General features: G+C 55.8%; 15 protein-coding genes and 1 pseudogene. 9 read left to right on the top strand and 7 right to left on the bottom strand.

Annotation, left to right across the window (positions count from 1 at the left end; all coding sequences use genetic code 11):
* Window positions 1-774 precede the first annotated feature (774 nt).
* The 8 genes from AC790_RS13010 (at window position 775) to AC790_RS12975 (ending at window position 9,747) form a co-directional block, all read left to right on the top strand.
* The gene (locus AC790_RS13010; RefSeq protein ID WP_180821976.1) at window positions 775-1,269 is read left to right on the top strand and encodes an SH3 domain-containing protein; all 495 of its coding nucleotides are present in this window, start codon (window positions 775-777) and stop codon (window positions 1,267-1,269) included.
* Between the two features lie 72 nt (window positions 1,270-1,341).
* Window positions 1,342-2,556 carry a type IVB secretion system protein IcmH/DotU gene (gene icmH / locus AC790_RS13005; RefSeq protein WP_007892855.1) on the top strand — a complete coding sequence of 405 codons (1,215 nt, stop codon included), beginning with the start codon at window positions 1,342-1,344 and terminating at the stop codon, window positions 2,554-2,556.
* Complete coding sequence (gene tssM, locus AC790_RS13000; protein ID WP_007892857.1) at window positions 2,556-4,670, top strand: type VI secretion system membrane subunit TssM; 2,115 nt, start codon at window positions 2,556-2,558, stop codon at window positions 4,668-4,670. The genes icmH and tssM overlap by 1 nt, the downstream gene beginning before the upstream one ends.
* A 13-nt stretch (window positions 4,671-4,683) precedes the next feature.
* Window positions 4,684-5,382 (top strand): type VI secretion system-associated protein TagF, encoded by a 699-nt coding sequence (gene tagF, locus AC790_RS12995; RefSeq protein WP_007892859.1) that lies wholly within the window; start codon window positions 4,684-4,686, stop codon window positions 5,380-5,382.
* Between the two features lie 33 nt (window positions 5,383-5,415).
* Window positions 5,416-6,528 carry a type VI secretion system-associated FHA domain protein TagH gene (gene tagH / locus AC790_RS12990; protein ID WP_007892865.1) on the top strand — a complete coding sequence of 371 codons (1,113 nt, stop codon included), beginning with the start codon at window positions 5,416-5,418 and terminating at the stop codon, window positions 6,526-6,528.
* Window positions 6,525-7,301, top strand: a complete 777-nt coding sequence (locus tag AC790_RS12985) for a PP2C family serine/threonine-protein phosphatase (RefSeq protein ID WP_049852050.1) — start codon at window positions 6,525-6,527, stop codon at window positions 7,299-7,301. Before tagH ends, AC790_RS12985 begins: the two co-directional genes overlap by 4 nt.
* A 13-nt stretch (window positions 7,302-7,314) precedes the next feature.
* Window positions 7,315-8,265: a hypothetical protein gene (locus AC790_RS12980; protein WP_007892870.1), complete on the top strand. Its 951-nt coding sequence runs from the start codon at window positions 7,315-7,317 to the stop codon at window positions 8,263-8,265.
* A gap of 66 nt (window positions 8,266-8,331) precedes the next feature.
* On the top strand, window positions 8,332-9,747 hold the full coding sequence (locus AC790_RS12975; RefSeq protein WP_007892872.1) for a serine/threonine-protein kinase: 1,416 nt from the start codon (window positions 8,332-8,334) through the stop codon (window positions 9,745-9,747).
* 6 nt (window positions 9,748-9,753) lie between these two features.
* Here the strand turns inward: AC790_RS12975 and AC790_RS12970 are convergent, their stop codons facing one another.
* Both AC790_RS12970 and AC790_RS24235 read right to left on the bottom strand, forming a co-directional pair.
* Window positions 9,754-10,422, bottom strand: coding sequence for a gamma-glutamylcyclotransferase (locus AC790_RS12970; RefSeq protein WP_007892873.1), 669 nt, complete (start codon window positions 10,420-10,422; stop codon window positions 9,754-9,756).
* Window positions 10,423-10,657: 235 nt separating this feature from the next.
* Window positions 10,658-10,808 (bottom strand): annotated as a pseudogene (locus tag AC790_RS24235) (ChaB family protein).
* Between the two features lie 368 nt (window positions 10,809-11,176).
* Between AC790_RS24235 and chaA the strand changes: the two are divergent.
* Window positions 11,177-12,262: a sodium-potassium/proton antiporter ChaA gene (chaA, locus tag AC790_RS12965; protein WP_007892878.1), complete on the top strand. Its 1,086-nt coding sequence runs from the start codon at window positions 11,177-11,179 to the stop codon at window positions 12,260-12,262.
* Window positions 12,263-12,336: 74 nt separating this feature from the next.
* Here the strand turns inward: chaA and kdsA are convergent, their stop codons facing one another.
* Genes kdsA through prfA form a run of 5 tightly spaced genes read right to left on the bottom strand, consistent with a single transcriptional unit; the run spans window position 12,337 to window position 16,345 of the window.
* On the bottom strand, window positions 12,337-13,191 hold the full coding sequence (gene kdsA / locus AC790_RS12960) for a 3-deoxy-8-phosphooctulonate synthase (protein WP_049852049.1): 855 nt from the start codon (window positions 13,189-13,191) through the stop codon (window positions 12,337-12,339).
* Between the two features lie 25 nt (window positions 13,192-13,216).
* Entirely contained in the window at window positions 13,217-14,026 is an 810-nt protein-coding gene (sirB1, locus tag AC790_RS12955) for an invasion regulator SirB1 (protein WP_007892883.1), read from the bottom strand.
* Window positions 14,023-14,421, bottom strand: coding sequence for a SirB2 family protein (locus tag AC790_RS12950; RefSeq protein WP_049852048.1), 399 nt, complete (start codon window positions 14,419-14,421; stop codon window positions 14,023-14,025). Before AC790_RS12950 ends, sirB1 begins: the two co-directional genes overlap by 4 nt.
* A 2-nt stretch (window positions 14,422-14,423) precedes the next feature.
* On the bottom strand, window positions 14,424-15,263 hold the full coding sequence (gene prmC / locus AC790_RS12945; protein WP_049852047.1) for a peptide chain release factor N(5)-glutamine methyltransferase: 840 nt from the start codon (window positions 15,261-15,263) through the stop codon (window positions 14,424-14,426).
* The gene (prfA, locus tag AC790_RS12940; protein WP_007892891.1) at window positions 15,263-16,345 is read right to left on the bottom strand and encodes a peptide chain release factor 1; all 1,083 of its coding nucleotides are present in this window, start codon (window positions 16,343-16,345) and stop codon (window positions 15,263-15,265) included. The genes prmC and prfA overlap by 1 nt, the downstream gene beginning before the upstream one ends.
* Window positions 16,346-16,367 lie beyond the last annotated feature (22 nt).

Below are 16,367 nucleotides of genomic sequence, written 5' to 3'. Positions count from 1 at the left end.
AAGGGGAGAAATGTGAGTTTATTTAGCCATAAGTGAAATTGTGTGCAGCCATCGCCAGCAGACGTAGTGATAAAGGCATAAAAAAAGGCGTCCTGTGCCATGAGTTCAACATGGGTAGGACGCCTTTATCCAAAGCACTCGCCTCTGCAGCAACGTGAAGCAAATGCGCAATGTAAGTGGGATATTGCAAACGGTGTGCCAATGATTTTGCCTTATCTTTCCGCCGGATCACGGCTAAAACGGGCAGTAAGCCGCCAATTTGCACTGTCTGAAGGCGCAGGATGCACATAAATTGTGCAAACTGACGTTGGCGTTGAAATGAGAGATTAAGCAAAACCCGTGCCGTACCAGGATAAATAACGGCAGAATCGGGCGCGGAAATTCCGAAATTAAGAAAATTGTTTCCCTGGGCAATCTTTTTTATTTCACATAAATAGATTAATCTTATTTACCATTTATGATTGGCACTAGCAGCCACCAAAAGCCGTTACGCCAACGTGTATCGCTTACCGCACCGAATAAATTAACTGAGCTTATCTATCACCGTGACTATGTGTTTTATATCATCGGCCTGCGCTGCTTTTTCGCCCGCTAGCACGGGATTTCGAGTGGTGCAATGGTTTGAATTCTCAAAAGTCTTAGGTAGACTTAGTTCAGCACTATCTTTCTGTAATCTGTCTGTTTTTTTGATGGCTTTCTTGCTGCCTAATCTGCCTGCCTAACCGGCCCGTGCCGCAGATTACTCTGCAGCTAATCTGATGAAATTTGAGGATCATGGTGAATAAGAGTCTCGTGCTTGTCTTACTCGCGGTGTTAAGTCTGGCTGCTTGTAAAGCGCCACCGCCGCCCGTTACTGATGACACACTGGTAACCAGCGAAGTAAATGGCGTGCAACTGGTCCATCGTCATGCGGTGGCAGCACCTGCTGAGTTCACGCCGGTTAATGAGAGCTATCGCGCACTGTATGCGGCTTCCGTGATGACCACGCCTGATTTTGGTGGCAAGGTGGTGCGCTATCTCGATAACGCCAAACCGTTTGAAGTTCTGGGTCGTGTTGAACACAGCTGGCTTGCGGTGGCTGATGAACCGAATGGTCAGCTTATCGGCTATATTCCGCCAAAAGCCGGCGTGGAGAGCAGCCGTTATGACGCGACCATCCGTAGCGATCGTCCACGTCCTCGCCGTAACAGCAAACAGGTCTGTGTGGCCGTTGGGGGCGCCAGTAAAGCTTGTCGCACTAACGATACCGCGACCTGGATCTTAGACTGATAATGCAATCCGGCGCACAGTGCTTGTCGATATGGCTGTGATTTTCGCCCTTGCCTGGATAACCAAGATTTAATGACTCAGGATTCCCTTGCTCGCGATGGCATTGTCGCGGGCAATGATAACCTTTTGCTTAATGCCGCAGCACCGATTCTGAATGCCGTCGTCCGCATACGGCAGGCCGCCACGCATGACGATCCTGCCGGTTTGCGTCAGTTACTGATCGAAGAGATCCGTCAGTTTGAGCAGCGCTGTAAACAAGCGGGGCTGCCGTTTGAGATGATCATCGGCGCGCGCTACTGCCTGTGCAGCGTGCTGGATGAAGCCGCGGCGCAAACGCCGTGGGGCACGCGCGGCGTGTGGTCTGGTAACGGCATGTTAGTGACTTTTCATAATGAAAGCTGGGGCGGCGAGAAGTTTTTCCAGCTGCTTTCGCGCGTGTCACAAAGTCCACAGCAGCATCTTTGGCTGCTGGAACTGATCCACTATTGCCTGCTGCTCGGCTATGAAGGGCGCTATCGCGGCAGTGAGAATGGCCGCGTGCAGTGCGAAGCCATCCGGAAACGTCTGGCGCAACTGATTGCTGAAAACCGCCCGTCGAGCGCGAATGCCGCGGTACCGCTGGTGGAAGTGCATCCGCTGGTGAGCACCTTAACGCGTCCGATGGTGCCGCTATGGGCCTGCGTGACCTTAGCGACCCTGGTGGCCAGCCTGATTTATAGCGGGCTGAACTGGCGACTGGGCAACGCGGCCGAACCGCTGTTACGTACTATCTATCAAACTCCCTTGCCCCAAATCACGCCCGGCCGTCGCCCTACTTCGCCGCAGGCGCTGCTCGATCTCCATCAACGCCTTAATGATGTGATTGCCGCTGGTCAGCTGGAAGTGAGCGACGGCGCATTCGGCAGCAAAGTGATCATTCCCGCCGATAAACTGTTTTCCAGTGATGGCACCGTGGTGAATCAGGTGGGTCGCGCGCTTTTGGCCCACGTTGCCAGCGCGATGAAGACGGTGAAAGGCACGGTGCTGGTTTCGGTCTACACCGATAACAGCCCGGTCGACGGCCGTTTCGCCTCAAGCTATGAATTCTCTTTTGCCCGCGCACGCGCGGTGACGCAGCTGCTTAATCCGCAGTTAGCTGAAGGCCACAGCGTGAAAGCGGAAGGTCGCGGCGACAGTAATCCGCTGCTGCCGAATGACAGCAATGAAAACCGCGCGCGCAATCGCCGGGTGGAAATCACCTTGTTTGCGACACCGGAAACCCTCGGCAATCATCAGGGAGGCCAATGATGCGCGCATCACTGCAACATCTCTTAACCCATCGCTTACTGTGGAGCCTGATTGGCGTCACCGCGCTCAGCTGCGTGCTGTGGATGCTCGGCCCGCTGTGGAGCTGGGGCGATACGCGGCCGCTCGAGCCGGTATTGCCGCGTCAGCTGGTGGTGGGTCTGCTGTTCTTGCTGTGGCTGCTGTTCCAGTTTATTCCGGCGCTGTGGCGCGGCTGGTTCAACAGCAAGCTGCTCAATCGCTTGCAGCAGATGAGCCAGGAAGAGTTATCCGATCGTCAGGCTACCGAAACGCTGCTGGCGCAGCGCTTCAGCGAAGCAGCACTGCGCCTCAAGCGCACGCAATTTGGTCGTCGTCATCAGAAGAGCTGGCTGGCACGCTTTCAGAGTCACTACCTTTATCAGTTGCCGTGGTACGTGATGATTGGCGCACCGGGTGCCGGTAAAACCACGGCGCTGCTCAACGCCGGATTAGAGTTTCCGCTGACCGACAGCCTCGGCAAAGCGGCCATCCGCGGCGTCGGCGGTACGCGACATTGCGACTGGTGGTTTACCGACAGCGCGGTGCTGATCGACACCGCTGGCCGTTACGCCTTGCAGGAGAGTCAGCGCGCGCGCGACGGCGCTGAATGGCAAAGCTTTATCAACCTGCTGAAACGCTATCGCACTCGCCAGCCAATCAACGGTGTGATCATGACTATCAGCGTCTCCGATCTGCTCACCGATTCGGCGGAGGCGCGCCATGCGCAGGCCAGCGCGCTGCGTGAGCGCATGGCGGAACTGCATCAGCACACCGGCATCCATTTCCCGGTTTACGTGATGGTAACCAAAACCGATCTGCTGAAAGGTTTTATGAGCTTTTACGGCAGCCAGAGCAAGCCGCAGCGCGATGCCATCTGGGGCTTTACCTTTCCGTGGGAACCGGGCAAACCGCATAAAGATGATTGGCACCGCAGCTTTAGCCAGCAATATCAGCACTTAGAGCAGCGTTTGCAGCAGCAGTTGGCCAACGTGATGGCCAGCGAACGCGATTTGACGCAGCGCGCTGATAGCTTCCTGTTCCCACAGGAGTTCAGCTCGCTGCGTCCGCTGCTGAATGAGTACCTCGACGTGGTGTTCTCCAGCCATCAGGAGCCAATTGCCTGGTCGGCGCGCGGTTTGTTCTTTACCAGCGGCACCCAGGAAGGTTTGCCGTTTGACCGCATCATGGGTGAGCTGAACCGCAAATTGCAGCTGCCGCATACTGGTGAAAGCAGCCTGGCAGCCTGGGATAGCGTCAATCGCAGCAGCCCGATTCCCGGCAATAAAGGCCAGAGTTTCTTTATCCGTGATTTGCTGAGTGACCTGGTGTTTCGCGAAAGCGGTTTAGCAGGCAGCAATCGCCACTGGGAATACCGTAACCGCCTGTTCCACTGGATTGGCTATGGCGTGCTCACCGGCGCCCTGCTGCTACTCTCCTGTTTGTGGCTCACCAGCTACGTGCAGAATCAGCGTTATCTTGATCAGGTAGCTGAGCGCATTGCGCCGATCACCGTGCAAAGTCAGCAGGTGATTCATCAGCCCGCCGATAATATTTTTGATCTGCTACCCTTCTTAAATAACCTGGTAAAACTGCCGTTGTCTGAGCGTTTTTCCCTCGACAATCCACCGCTTACCATGCGCGTGGGTTTGTATCGTGGTACCCAGGTAAGCGATGCGGCGTGGGCGCTTTATCAAAATGCGCTTAAGTCTCTCCTGTTGCCACGCGTGGCCCAGCAGATCACTAATTTGCTGCGTGACGATCCGGGCAACGATAACGAATACAGTCGCAATGCGCTGCGTGCCTATCAGATGCTGTATCAGCCGCGCAATTATGACGGCGAGTTTCTGCGTGGCTGGCTGATGCAAAACCTGCAGCGTACGCTGCCCAGTGATGTCAGCGCGCGTGATTTGCAGCAGCTCGACTGGCATCTTAGCCAGCTGCTGGATCAGCAGATTCAATCTTCGCCGTATGCACGCGATAACGCATTAATGATGCGCAAGCTTGCGGAGAATCTGAAAAATGCCGGTGAAAGTAGCAATACGCTGGCGATTGCGCCGCATGCCGCTGCGCAGCGATTGACCAGACACAGTGAGTAATGGTGAGGTAACGATGCCGACACACACTGCGCCGGGCTGGTACGGCAAGTTACCGGCTACCGGCGATTTTTTGCGCCAGCGTCTGAGCGAACATACCGTGACGCCATGGAGCCACTGGTTTCAACAAGGATTGATGCACTGGCATCAGCAGCCGGGTGCCAGCACCGCGCAGTTTTTGCAGGCGCCGGTGTGGAATTTTGTGTTACCGCTTTCGCCGCTGCGCCAGCAGGTGCAGATGGGCTGTCTGCTGCCCTCGAGCGATCGCGTGGGCCGTGCCTGGCCGCTGCTGGCGCTGCGTAGTTTTCCACTGAGCCACTGGCACAGTGCGCAGCTGGCGATGTCCGGCGACTGGTTTCAGGAGCTTGGCGCGCTGCTGCTGCACGCGGTACGCGATCGGCTCAACCCCGATGCACTGGAGCAGCAAATGCAGCATTTGTCGCCGCTGATGGTGCCGGATACCCAGCGCAGCGACATTATGGACGTGATTGGTTTTGAGGATTTGCCCTGCACGCTAAGCTGGCGTGAAGTGGCCGACAGGTTCGATCCGCAGCAGCACATCAGCTACTGGTGGAGTAATCGCAGTGACGGTTTTAGCCATGCCACGCATAAGCACAGTGGCCCGCTTACTGCGCAACTGTTTACGTTATTGTTTAACCCGGCGTCTGGTGCACAGCCGGGCCGCAACGGCCTCTATCCACCGATGTTTGAATAGGCCGCAGCGTTTGCCTTGTTAACGGGAAGACTCATGCAATTTACCATTGTGCAGTGCAATACGGATGTGCCGGCAAAAACGGTTGATTTCAAACCGCCCGGCGGCACCATCGGCCGCAGTCAGGATAACGATCTGGTACTGCCCGACGAATCGCGTGCGATATCGCGTCTGCAGGCGCTGGTACACCTTTCGCCGGAAGGCGAGTGCCGTTTAACCAATCAAGGCAGCGTCACCTCGGTGGTGCTGAATGGCGTCGCGCTGCAACGCGGTTCGCAAGTGGCGTTGCAAGATGGTGATACGCTACAAATTGGTGAGTACGGGCTTGAGGTGCGCGATCCCAATAACCTCAACGCGAGTCGGGGCGATCCGCTGGCTTTTTTTGCCGACAACACCGACGATCCGCTTGGCATGTTACAGCAGCCGGAGGCCATCCCCGAACCTGTCGCCCGCGCTGAGCGCCGCAACGATCCGCGTCTGGCTATCGACCCACAAAGCGATGCGCCGACGTTACCGAACGTGTTACCTGGTGCCAGCCAGGACAAGCTGATCGCCGCGCTGCTGGAAGGCATGGGGCTGAACAACGGCCAGCAAACCACCATCACCGAAGAGCAGATGCGCGTGACCGGCCGCATGCTAAGTCTGTTCTCGCAAGGCACCGTCGCCCTGCTCTCCTCGCGCTCGATTCTGAAGCGCGGCGTGAAAGCCGACATGACGATGATCCTCAATGAAGCCAATAACCCGTTTAAAATTCTGCCATCGGGTAAAACCGTGCTGATGCAGATGTATCAAAGCCAGATGCCCGGCTTTATGCCGCCGGAACCGGCGGTGCGTGATGCGCTGGTGGATTTACAGGCGCATCAGCTTGGCATGATTGCCGGTATCCGCGCCATTATCGCCGCGATGTTGCAATCGTTTAGCCCGCAGCGCCTTGAAGAGGAGGCGCGTAAAGATGGCGTGTTGCCAAAGCTTGGGTTCAGCAGCGGTCGCAAAGCGGCAATGTGGGATTATTTCTCGCGCCACTATCAGCGCACCGCCGGTGAAATTGAAGATGACTTCCACACGCTGTTCGGCGAAGCCTTCCTGCATGCCTATGATATGGAAGTGAATCAGTACAAAGATTCTCAGACGCGGACCGAAGACGCATGAAGATGATGTTTGCCAGCCGCTGCCAGCAAGGTATGCGCGACGAAAATCAGGACCGCACCGGCGCCGAACTGGACGATCACAAAGCCTGTTTTCTGGTGTGTGACGGCGTTGCCGGTCTGCCTGGCGGTGATATCGCCGCTCAGCTGGTGCGCGATACCTTACTGACGCAGTTACAGCACAGCGAGACCTTTACCCCGGAAAGCACGCGCGCCGCCATCGAACACTGCCAGCAGGTGCTGATTGAGGCACAGGGAAAAAATCCGAATTTTTCACGCATGAGCACCACCCTCGCCGCGCTGTTTATCGACCGCGAAAAACAGCGCGCATGGTGGGCGCACGCCGGGGATAGCCGGGTTTATCACTTCCGTCATGGAGTGCTGAATCAGGTGACGCGTGACCACAGTCTGGCCCAGCAGTTACGTGAGGCGGGCTATGAAAATACCGGCATTAACAGTAATTTACTCTATAATGCGCTCGGTGTGGAGCCTGCACGCCCGGCCACGTTTAGTGAGGTTATTTCACTCACCGATGGCGACGCGTTTCTCGTCTGCAGCGACGGATTCTGGCTCAATCTCACCACCCACGAAATGGAACTGGCACTGCGCATGGTAAATGCCTGCGAAGAGTGGCTGACTTTGATGGAACAAGCCGTTAACCGCAGTGTGAAAAGCGACAATCTCAGCGCTCTGGCAGTCTGGATTGGCGAACCGCAGGAAGCGACGCTGCTTTACTCCCAGGCTGATGCGGCACGTTTTCTGCCGTCACGTTATTGATCCAAGGATTCTTATGAAAGTGTGGTTGACGGGCTTCGCAACCCTGTTGCTGGCCTTAAATGCGCAGGCAGAAGATTATCGCGTGGTGTATTCCCCGAGCCTGTCATTGGAAGTCTATATCGATGACGTGGCCAGTAAGGCGCCCAATGACTGGTGTAAAGAGACGCTGCCGCTGCGCATCGTTTCCGGCAAAAGCACCGACTCCAGCATTTTAACCAGCTTCCTGCCGCGCGTCGGTACGCTGCTGGCAAATCAGTGCGGTTTGCTGGATGAGCTGCCGTGGCAGATGACCAACAAAGAGGGCAGCGTGCTGGCAAACGGCAGCGCGGCCAAACTGCAGAACTGGCGGCCGATCGTGTTAAACGATGCCACCGTCAGCGCCACCAGTACTAATGCGGCGCCACTCGATTTGTCGCGCCCGGCGGATAGCACACCGCTGCAGCATTTTGCGCTGCCCGGCGGCTGCCACTTCCGTACCTGGTGGGACGATAAAGGCGAATCGCTGTTTATTCCGGATAATCCACAACAGCACTGCTCTACGGAAGGCTGGCTGGAAGGCCCAAGCGACATGACGCTGATGAGCGCAGGCAAAGCGCACAAAGTGGCGCTCAACTTCTATCAGGGCTATCCCATTGCTGACCTGAAAATGAGCGGTCCGCCGCTGGAAGTGGTTTCGGTCAATAACCAGCGCATGATTGTTACGCGTCCGGATGCCGATGATAGCTGGCTGGTGCTGCCCTTTGATGCCCAACAACATGTGTGGCGCTTTAGCGGCACGCTATTAGTGAAGATGGACAAAACCGCTGACCAGGATAACGATGTTCTGAAGAAGCGGGTTGAAACATTACGCGGCGTTTGGTCGCCGCAGTTTATGCCACAGCAAAAAGTGACTGTGTTACTGATTGACACCCTGCATGCGGATCTCGCCGATCCGGCGATTGGTGCCTGGCGTAACATTAATTAATTAGCGGTCGTTGCCTGCCGTCAATCGTATGACGGGGCGCTTCAGGACGTGTTCAGAGAGTTCACTATGTCGGCAAACGAAAACCATACACCTAACGCCCTTCCTGCGGGCTACCGGTTTAATGAATTTGAAATCAAGGAAGTGATTGGCGGCGGCGGCTTTGGCATTGTTTACCGTGCCTGGGATCATCAGCTGGAGCGCACTATCGCCATTAAAGAGTACATGCCGGTGTCGCTGGCGGTACGCGCGGCGGATATGTCGCTGGAACTGCGCGGTGAGCGTTTCCATAAGTTATTTACCGCAGGACGCAACAGCTTTATTCAGGAGGCGCGCCTGCTGGCACGCTTCAATCATCCCGGCTTGCTGCACGTATTGCGCTTCTGGGAAGAGAACGGTACCGCCTATATGGGCACGCTCTATTACAGCGGCATGACGTTGAAAGAGTGGCAGATCACCAGCCCGGACAGCATTGATGAAAGCTGGATCCGTCGTCTGCTGCCGCCGCTGTTTGGGGCGATTGATACCATCCATACCGCCGGTTATCTGCATCGTGATATCTCGCTGGATAACATCCAGATTCAGGAGAACCAGCTGCCGGTGCTGCTCGACTTCGGTTCGGCGCGCAAAGAGATTGGCAACCTTTCCGACGAAACCGAGATCATGCTGAAGCCCGGCTTTGCCCCGATTGAACAATACAGTGAAGAAGGCGAAATCGAGCAAGGTCCGTGGACCGATATTTATGCCCTCGGTGCGGTGCTGCACAATCTGATCACCGGTCATGCGCCGCCGGTCAGCGTGGTGCGCTGTATCGAAGATAACTATCAACCGCTGGTAGAGCGCCAGCCGGAAGGCTATTCGCTGCCGTTGCTGCACGCCATTGACTGCGCGTTAGCGATGAAGCCCGAGGATCGTCCGCAAAGCATTGATGCCTTTGCCAGTTTGATCGACCTGCCGGTCAGCGATGTCGAAGCGCTCTCGACAACTTTACCGACGGTGGCTGAGCCTCCTGCGCCAGCAGAGCCGGTCATGGTCACAACGGAACCGCAGGTTTTGGCGGTCAATCACGCTGCAGCAGCCGTTGAGCCCTTAACCCCGCGCAACGTGCGCCGCTTATCGCCTGGATTAGTGGCAGCCGCCGCGATTGCCATTCTGGCGGTGGTGGTGGTGGTATGGAAAGCGAATCGTCACAGCGAAGCGCCGCCCGTCGCGGCTACCACCGCTCCGGCAGCGCCTGCTGCGCAAGGCAGTAGCGCGGTGAGCAGTTCGCCCACGGTGGCAACGGTTTATCTGCGCTTGCAGGCGGGCGAGAATGTGATGCTGAATGGGGAAGCCAAAGATGTGAAACCCTCGAGCAGCGGATTTGCCTCGCTGAATCTGGCTGCCGGTAACTATCGCATCGAAGTGCGTAACGGCAACCAGGTTTATAGCCAATCACTGACCATCGATCAGCCTGGAACCTGGCTGATCAACCCAGCACAGTAATAAGTCTTAGCGCGCTGCGGAACTCTGCAGCGCTCTGACTTCTGCCGCCAGGCGCGTCAACGCCTCTTCCTGCATACCGCGATTACCCAGCTCCTGCTCCAGCGCGTACAGATACTGTGCGTTGGTGCCCAGCGGGCCACTGGCTTGCGCGATAAGCGGTGCGATGGTGCGGCGGCAGGAGTCGGTTTCATACAGCGGATGACGCGGGTCCATGATGAACACCAGCGCGGTAACGTTGCGACCATCCTCCAGCTGCAGTTCGCACCAGGTGGGCAGATAGCAGCCGGTGATCATCTCACGCTTCCACAGCAGCTCCAGTTCATCGTGCAGACGCGATTCCGGCAAACGGAACGCCAGCCCGCTGGTTGAGCCGCCCTCTTTCAACGCCAGCATGCGGCCGGGTGCGGTAACGGTGCCGCGTCCGGCAATCAGACGCAGACAAAAGGCGCGATGCCAGCCTTCTAAACGGCCCGGTGCGACTTCGGCCGCTTCAAAAATCGGATTCCACATCAGCGAACCGTAGCCAAAAATCCACACCGGACTTTGGTCAGGGCGACAGGCAAGCGTGGCAGAGAGCGATGCCGCACGCTTTTCGCAACTCCAGAACAGTGCTTCATCAATATCGCCAAATGATGTTTTACAATCTGCTTTTAATAAAAATTCCCGCGTTAACACTGTACCTCCTCTGCTGCACTGACATCTTGCCGGTGTGTTTGCTGAAAACTGATGTCTACAGGCGATGCGCGTTGCATCGACTTAAGAGAAGACATTAATTCATTTTTAACAAAAATTTCAAGATTGACCCCGATCACAAAAGGGAAATTCTGTGTAAATAGCATCGGCTGCCTGGCGGGGAACTTGAATGATGAGGGGAAATGGCGCGGCGGGCCGCATTAGCCCGCAGGGGAAATTAATGTTTAGGGTGCCACTTGTCGTCTTCACCTTTAGCGTACTCTTGCTTGACCGCTGACCAGGCGACTTTATGGGCAACCTCTTCGCGCGTGGCTCGGCAAGACATGACGCACGCTGACCGGCAGCTCACGGTTTGCTGAATAAGGCATAGTTCCTCCTGTTTCAACCCTAAGCGTTAAGCCTGGAACATATGCGCTAAAACGCAAACCCACACTTTTACTGGCAACAACGATAAAAGAGGGTTAAACCACTATAAAACAGAGCATGAAGGAGAATTAACGGGATGAATATCGTTAATAAGTGAGTTTGTCACTATCGCAACACAATGAATATGTGACGTAATCCTGCAATAACTCACTCTTTTGTCGTGTTATGGTTGATAACCGCTTTTAGTAAAATCGCGTAAAGTCACAGCAGCACAGCTGATGAAAAGTTACACTGCGTTGCGTCAGAAAACTCATTATATTTATCAGGCAATGATTGCCTGCTTGGTTCTTTTTTCCGGAGAGGATGGTAAATGCCTGCACATGAGAAAACCCGTCACACAGAGTACTCACTGATTTTCCCCGTTGCTGCGCTGGCGGTGCTGAGCTTCTTCGGCAACCAGACAGCGCTTCTGCCGGTGATCGGCATCAACCTGCTGGCGCTGGTCGCCATCCTCTTTAGCGCTTTTAGCGTTGTACGTCATGCCGACGTACTGGCGCACCGTTTAGGTGAACCCTACGGCTCGCTGATTCTCAGCCTTTCGGTCGTGATTCTTGAAGTTAGCCTTATCTCCGCGCTAATGGCCACCGGCGATGCCGCGCCTGCGCTGATGCGCGATACGCTCTACTCCATCATCATGATAGTGACCGCCGGTTTAGTCGGCTTCGCCCTGCTGCTGGGAGGCCGCAAGTTTGCTACCCAGTACGTCAACCTGGCGGGCGTTAAGCAGTACATGATCGCCATTTTCCCGCTGGCAATTCTGGTGCTGGTGTTTCCCAATGCGTTACCAGGCGGTAATTTCACCACCACGCAGGCGTTGATTATTGCTGCCATCTCTGCGGCGATGTATGGCGTGTTCCTGCTGATTCAAACCAAAACCCACCAAAGTCTGTTTGTATATGAACACGAAGATGATGGTGACGATCCGCACCACGGCAAGCCGTCAGCGCACAGTTCGCTGTGGCATACCGCGTGGCTGATTGTGCATCTGATTGCGGTAATCACCGTCACCAAGATGAACGCTAACCCGCTGGAAAGCCTGCTGACCGAGTTGAACGCACCGGCGCAGTTTACCGGGTTCCTGGTGGCGCTGCTGATTCTGTCGCCGGAAGGTTTAGGCGCGATTAGAGCCGTGCTGATGAACCAGGTGCAGCGCGCGATGAATCTGTTCTTCGGTTCGGTGCTGGCGACCATTTCTCTTACCGTTCCGGCGGTTACCATTATTGCCACCCTGACCGACCAGCAATTGGTGTTCGGCCTTGAGCCGCCACAAATGGTGATCATGAGCGCCGTACTGATTCTGTGCCATATTTCGTTCTCAACCGGACGCACCAACGTGCTGAACGGGGCCGCGCATCTGGCGCTGTTTGCCGGGTATTTGTTGACGATTATGCTGTAAGTGACCGATCGCCCTTGCTGGCGATCAGGCAATAAAAAAGGCGCCATCGGCGCCTTTTTCACATCTGATAACAATCAGTTGCTGGTATCCAGCTCTGGGAAACGCTTCACCAGATCGTCGATCGCTTTCATCTGCGCCAGGAATGGCTCCAGTTTGTCCAGCGGCAGCGCGGATGGGCCATCGCATTTGGCGCTGTTTGGCTCTGGGTGCGCTTCAATGAACAGACCCGCGATGCCAACCGCCATACCGGCACGCGCCAGCTCAGCAACCTGCGCACGACGTCCACCGGACGCTGCACCGAACGGGTCACGGGTCTGCAGCGCATGGGTAACGTCGAAGATCACCGGGCTGTTGTGGGTGACATTTTTCATCACGTTGAAGCCGAGCATGTCGACCACCAGGTTGTCGTAACCAAAGTTGCTGCCACGGTCGCACAGAATAACCTGATCGTTGCCGCCTTCGACGAATTTGTCATAGATGTTGCCCATCTGGCCAGGGCTGACAAACTGTGGCTTCTTCACGTTGATAACTGCGCCGGTTTTCGCCATCGCTTCCACCAGATCGGTCTGGCGTGCGAGGAAAGCGGGCAGCTGGATGACATCAACCACGTCAGCCACCGGCTGCGCCTGTGAAGCTTCGTGCACATCGGTGATGATTTTCACGCCGAAAGCCTGCTTCAGCTCCTGGAAAATCTTCATGCCCTCTTCCAGGCCTGGACCGCGATAAGACTTGATGGAAGAGCGATTTGCTTTATCAAAAGAGCCTTTGAACACGTAGGGGATACCGAGTTTATCGGTGACCTTAACGTAATGTTCGCAGATGCGCATGGCGAGATCGCGCGATTCCAGCACGTTCATGCCGCCGAAGAGAACGAATGGCAGATCGTTTGCGACCTTGATATCGCCAATATTCACTACTTTCTGTGTCATGATCTTTCCTTATATCTTGTGACGCTTAGTGAAGCGTCACCTGTTTCTGTTCGATTGCGTGAATCTGCACTTTAATCATTTCGCTGACCGGATCTTCAGGACATTGCTCAACGAAATAGGTCAAGTCGGTCAGGGCGATGTGTTCACACTCTAACTGCGCGTAAATCAGCCCGCGATCGCGGATTTCATAAGGATCGTCCGGATCGATCTGCAGCAGCACCTGGCTGACGTTCAGCGCCAGTTCCATCTGCTTCTCTTCCATCAGCGCGGATTTCAAGGTGTCGAGCATCTTGCGCATCACGTTAATGGTCTTGGCTTCATCGAGATCGTCGTTATACAGCTTGGCGGTTGGGCTGATGTTGCCCTTTAGCCACACTTCTAAGGTATGCGTATCCAGCGTCTCGCCGTTGAACGGATTGATCAGCCACATTTCGCCGTCGAGCCAGTCGGCACGCAGAATCAGCTGAGTGGGAAAAATCACCGGCATCAGCGGCAGCTCCAGCTCATCGGCGATATGCAGCAGAATCACGCCTAACGATACCGCGGTGCCCTGGCGGCTCTTCAATACTTTGTCGATCCACAGCGCATCGGAGAGATTGTAGACGCCGCTGGCGCCGCCAAATCCCCACTGGCGATAGAACAGTTCCAACAGCTTACCCAGCTGCAGATCGGCGTCCTGTTCACTGCTAACGAATTCACGGGCTTCATCAACCAGCGCGGCCAACTGTTGTTGCACAGAAGGCGCAGAAAAATCATTGCGTATGGCGCATGTGGCGCCAATCACCGCTTCACTCAACGGTGTTTCACTGTAATCGAGTTGCTCTGGCGAGGTCATACAATCCCCAATAACGGCATTTTGGTCATCGCCAGCTTAATCACAAACAGTAAAGCTACGATTGCAATCAGGCAGGCGATCCAACGTGTCCCCATTTTACGTGGGCGACGGCTCAATGCCACGGAACCTAAGGCGATGTAGATAATAACCGCTAACAGCTTCTCCGTCAGCCAGCTTCCTTGCGGGGTGAACGGATAAAAGTGGGTAATCATCACTAACAGCGCACCGCTTAACAGCAAAAACGTGTCGTTAACGTGCGGCGCAATCCGCACCCAGCGGCGCTGTAGCATGGCTGAGCCGTTGCACTGCCAGTAAAAACGCAGCAAAAACAGGCTGATGGTCAGGGCCACGGTTAGCAGATGAAATTGTTTGATCAGGGGATACCAGCTCGCCATCGTTATTCCTTAATTAAAAATTGTCCTAGCGTGACGCGCGGATTTCCGCCGTAATCGTCAACGGTACTCACCGCCTGGTAACCCTGCTGCAGCATAATGGCACGAACGGCTGCGCCTTGCTGCCAGCCATGTTCCAACAGCAGCCAGCCGCCAGACTGCAGCCAGCCCGGTGCGGTGTGAATAATGAATCGTAAATCGGCTAAACCCTGATCGTCCGCCACCAGCGCGCTGAGCGGCTCAAAGCGTACGTCACCCTGCTGCAGATGTTCATCGGCGGCATCAATGTAGGGCGGATTGCTGACAATCAGGTCAAAACGTTGGGCGGGAAGTGAGTCAAACCAGTGGCTGAGAATAAAGGTGGCGTTATTGATGTGCAGGCGCTGCGCGTTGTCCTGCGCCAGTTCCACCGCCGCTGCAATGCGATCGCAGCCGATAACCTGACACGCTGGCCGCTCGCTGGCTAAGGCTAGCGCAATCGCACCGGTTCCGGTGCCCAAATCCAGCACGGAGCGGCCGGTGGTTGGCAGATGCGCCAGCGCCTGCTCCACCAGCACTTCGGTATCCGGACGCGGGATCAGCGTGGCATCGCTGACGCGCAGCGGTAGCGACCAGAACTCACGTTCGCCCACCAGATGCGCAATTGGCTCACCGTTAACACGCCGCGCCAGCAGCGTATTCAGCAGTTGTTGCTGCGCCGTATCCAGTTCCGCATCATCAAACGCCACCAGCCAGCTGCGGGTCTTGCCCGTGACGAAACCCAGCAAAATTTCCGCATCGCGCTTCGGGCTGTCGCCGCCACAGAGCGCTACCACAGCCTGCTGTAGCCAGCGACGAATGATCATTAGTCCTGACCAGCCAGTGCCGCCAGCTGATCGGCTTGATACTCCTGCACAATCGGCTCAATCAGCGCATCCAGCTTGCCTTCCATCACTTCGTCGAGGCGATAAACGGTAAGGTTGATGCGGTGATCGGTGACGCGGCCCTGCGGGAAGTTATAGGTACGGTTGCGATCTGAACGATCGCCGCTGCCCAGCAGGTTACGACGCGTGGAGGCTTCAGCGGCATTACGCTTGGCGGTTTCAGCGGCATGAATACGCGCGCCCAGCACCGCCAACGCTTTGGCTTTGTTTTTATGCTGTGAGCGCTCATCCTGACACTCCACCACAATACCGGTTGGCAAGTGGGTGATACGAATCGCGGAATCGGTGGTGTTAACGTGCTGTCCACCGGCACCGGAAGAACGGAAGGTGTCGATTTTCAAATCGCCCGCGTTGATTTCCGGCATTTCAGCTTCTGGTAGTTCCGGCATCACCGCAACGGTACAGGCTGAGGTGTGAATACGCCCCTGCGATTCGGTTTCCGGTACGCGCTGCACGCGGTGGCCGCCCGATTCAAACTTAAAGCGGCCATAAGCGCCGTCGCCGCTGATACGGGCGATCACCTCTTTATAGCCGCCGTGTTCGCCTTCGTTGGCGCTAATGATCTCCACCTGCCAGCGACGCGCTTCTGCGTAACGACTATACATGCGGAACAGATCGCCAGCGAAAATCGCGGCTTCATCACCGCCGGTGCCGGCGCGCACTTCGACAAAGCACGAACGTTCATCGTCGGGATCTTTCGGCAGCAGCAGCACTTGTAGCTGCTGCTCTAACTCTTCACGCTTCTCGCGTGACGTTTTCAATTCTTCCTGCGCCATTTCGCGCATTTCCGGATCTTCCAGCAGCATTTCGGCGGTTTCAACGTCTTCCTGCACCTGCTGCCACTCGCGGAAACAGCGGGTGACGTCGCTAAGCTGGGCATATTCGCGTGACAACGCGCGGAAACGATCCTGATCGGCAATCACGCCGGCATCGCCCAGCAACGCTTCCACTTCCTCGTGGCGTTCCTGGAGCGCTTCCAGCTTGGCAACAATAGAGCTCTTCATGTAATAGCGGGTATCCCAGTGA

It is taken from the genome of Pantoea sp. RIT-PI-b, from assembly GCF_001187905.1.
Taxonomy (GTDB): Bacteria; Pseudomonadota; Gammaproteobacteria; order Enterobacterales; family Enterobacteriaceae; genus Pantoea; species Pantoea nemavictus.
Note: the sequence above shows the minus strand (reverse complement) of the source record. Positions and strands in the feature narration are given on the sequence as shown.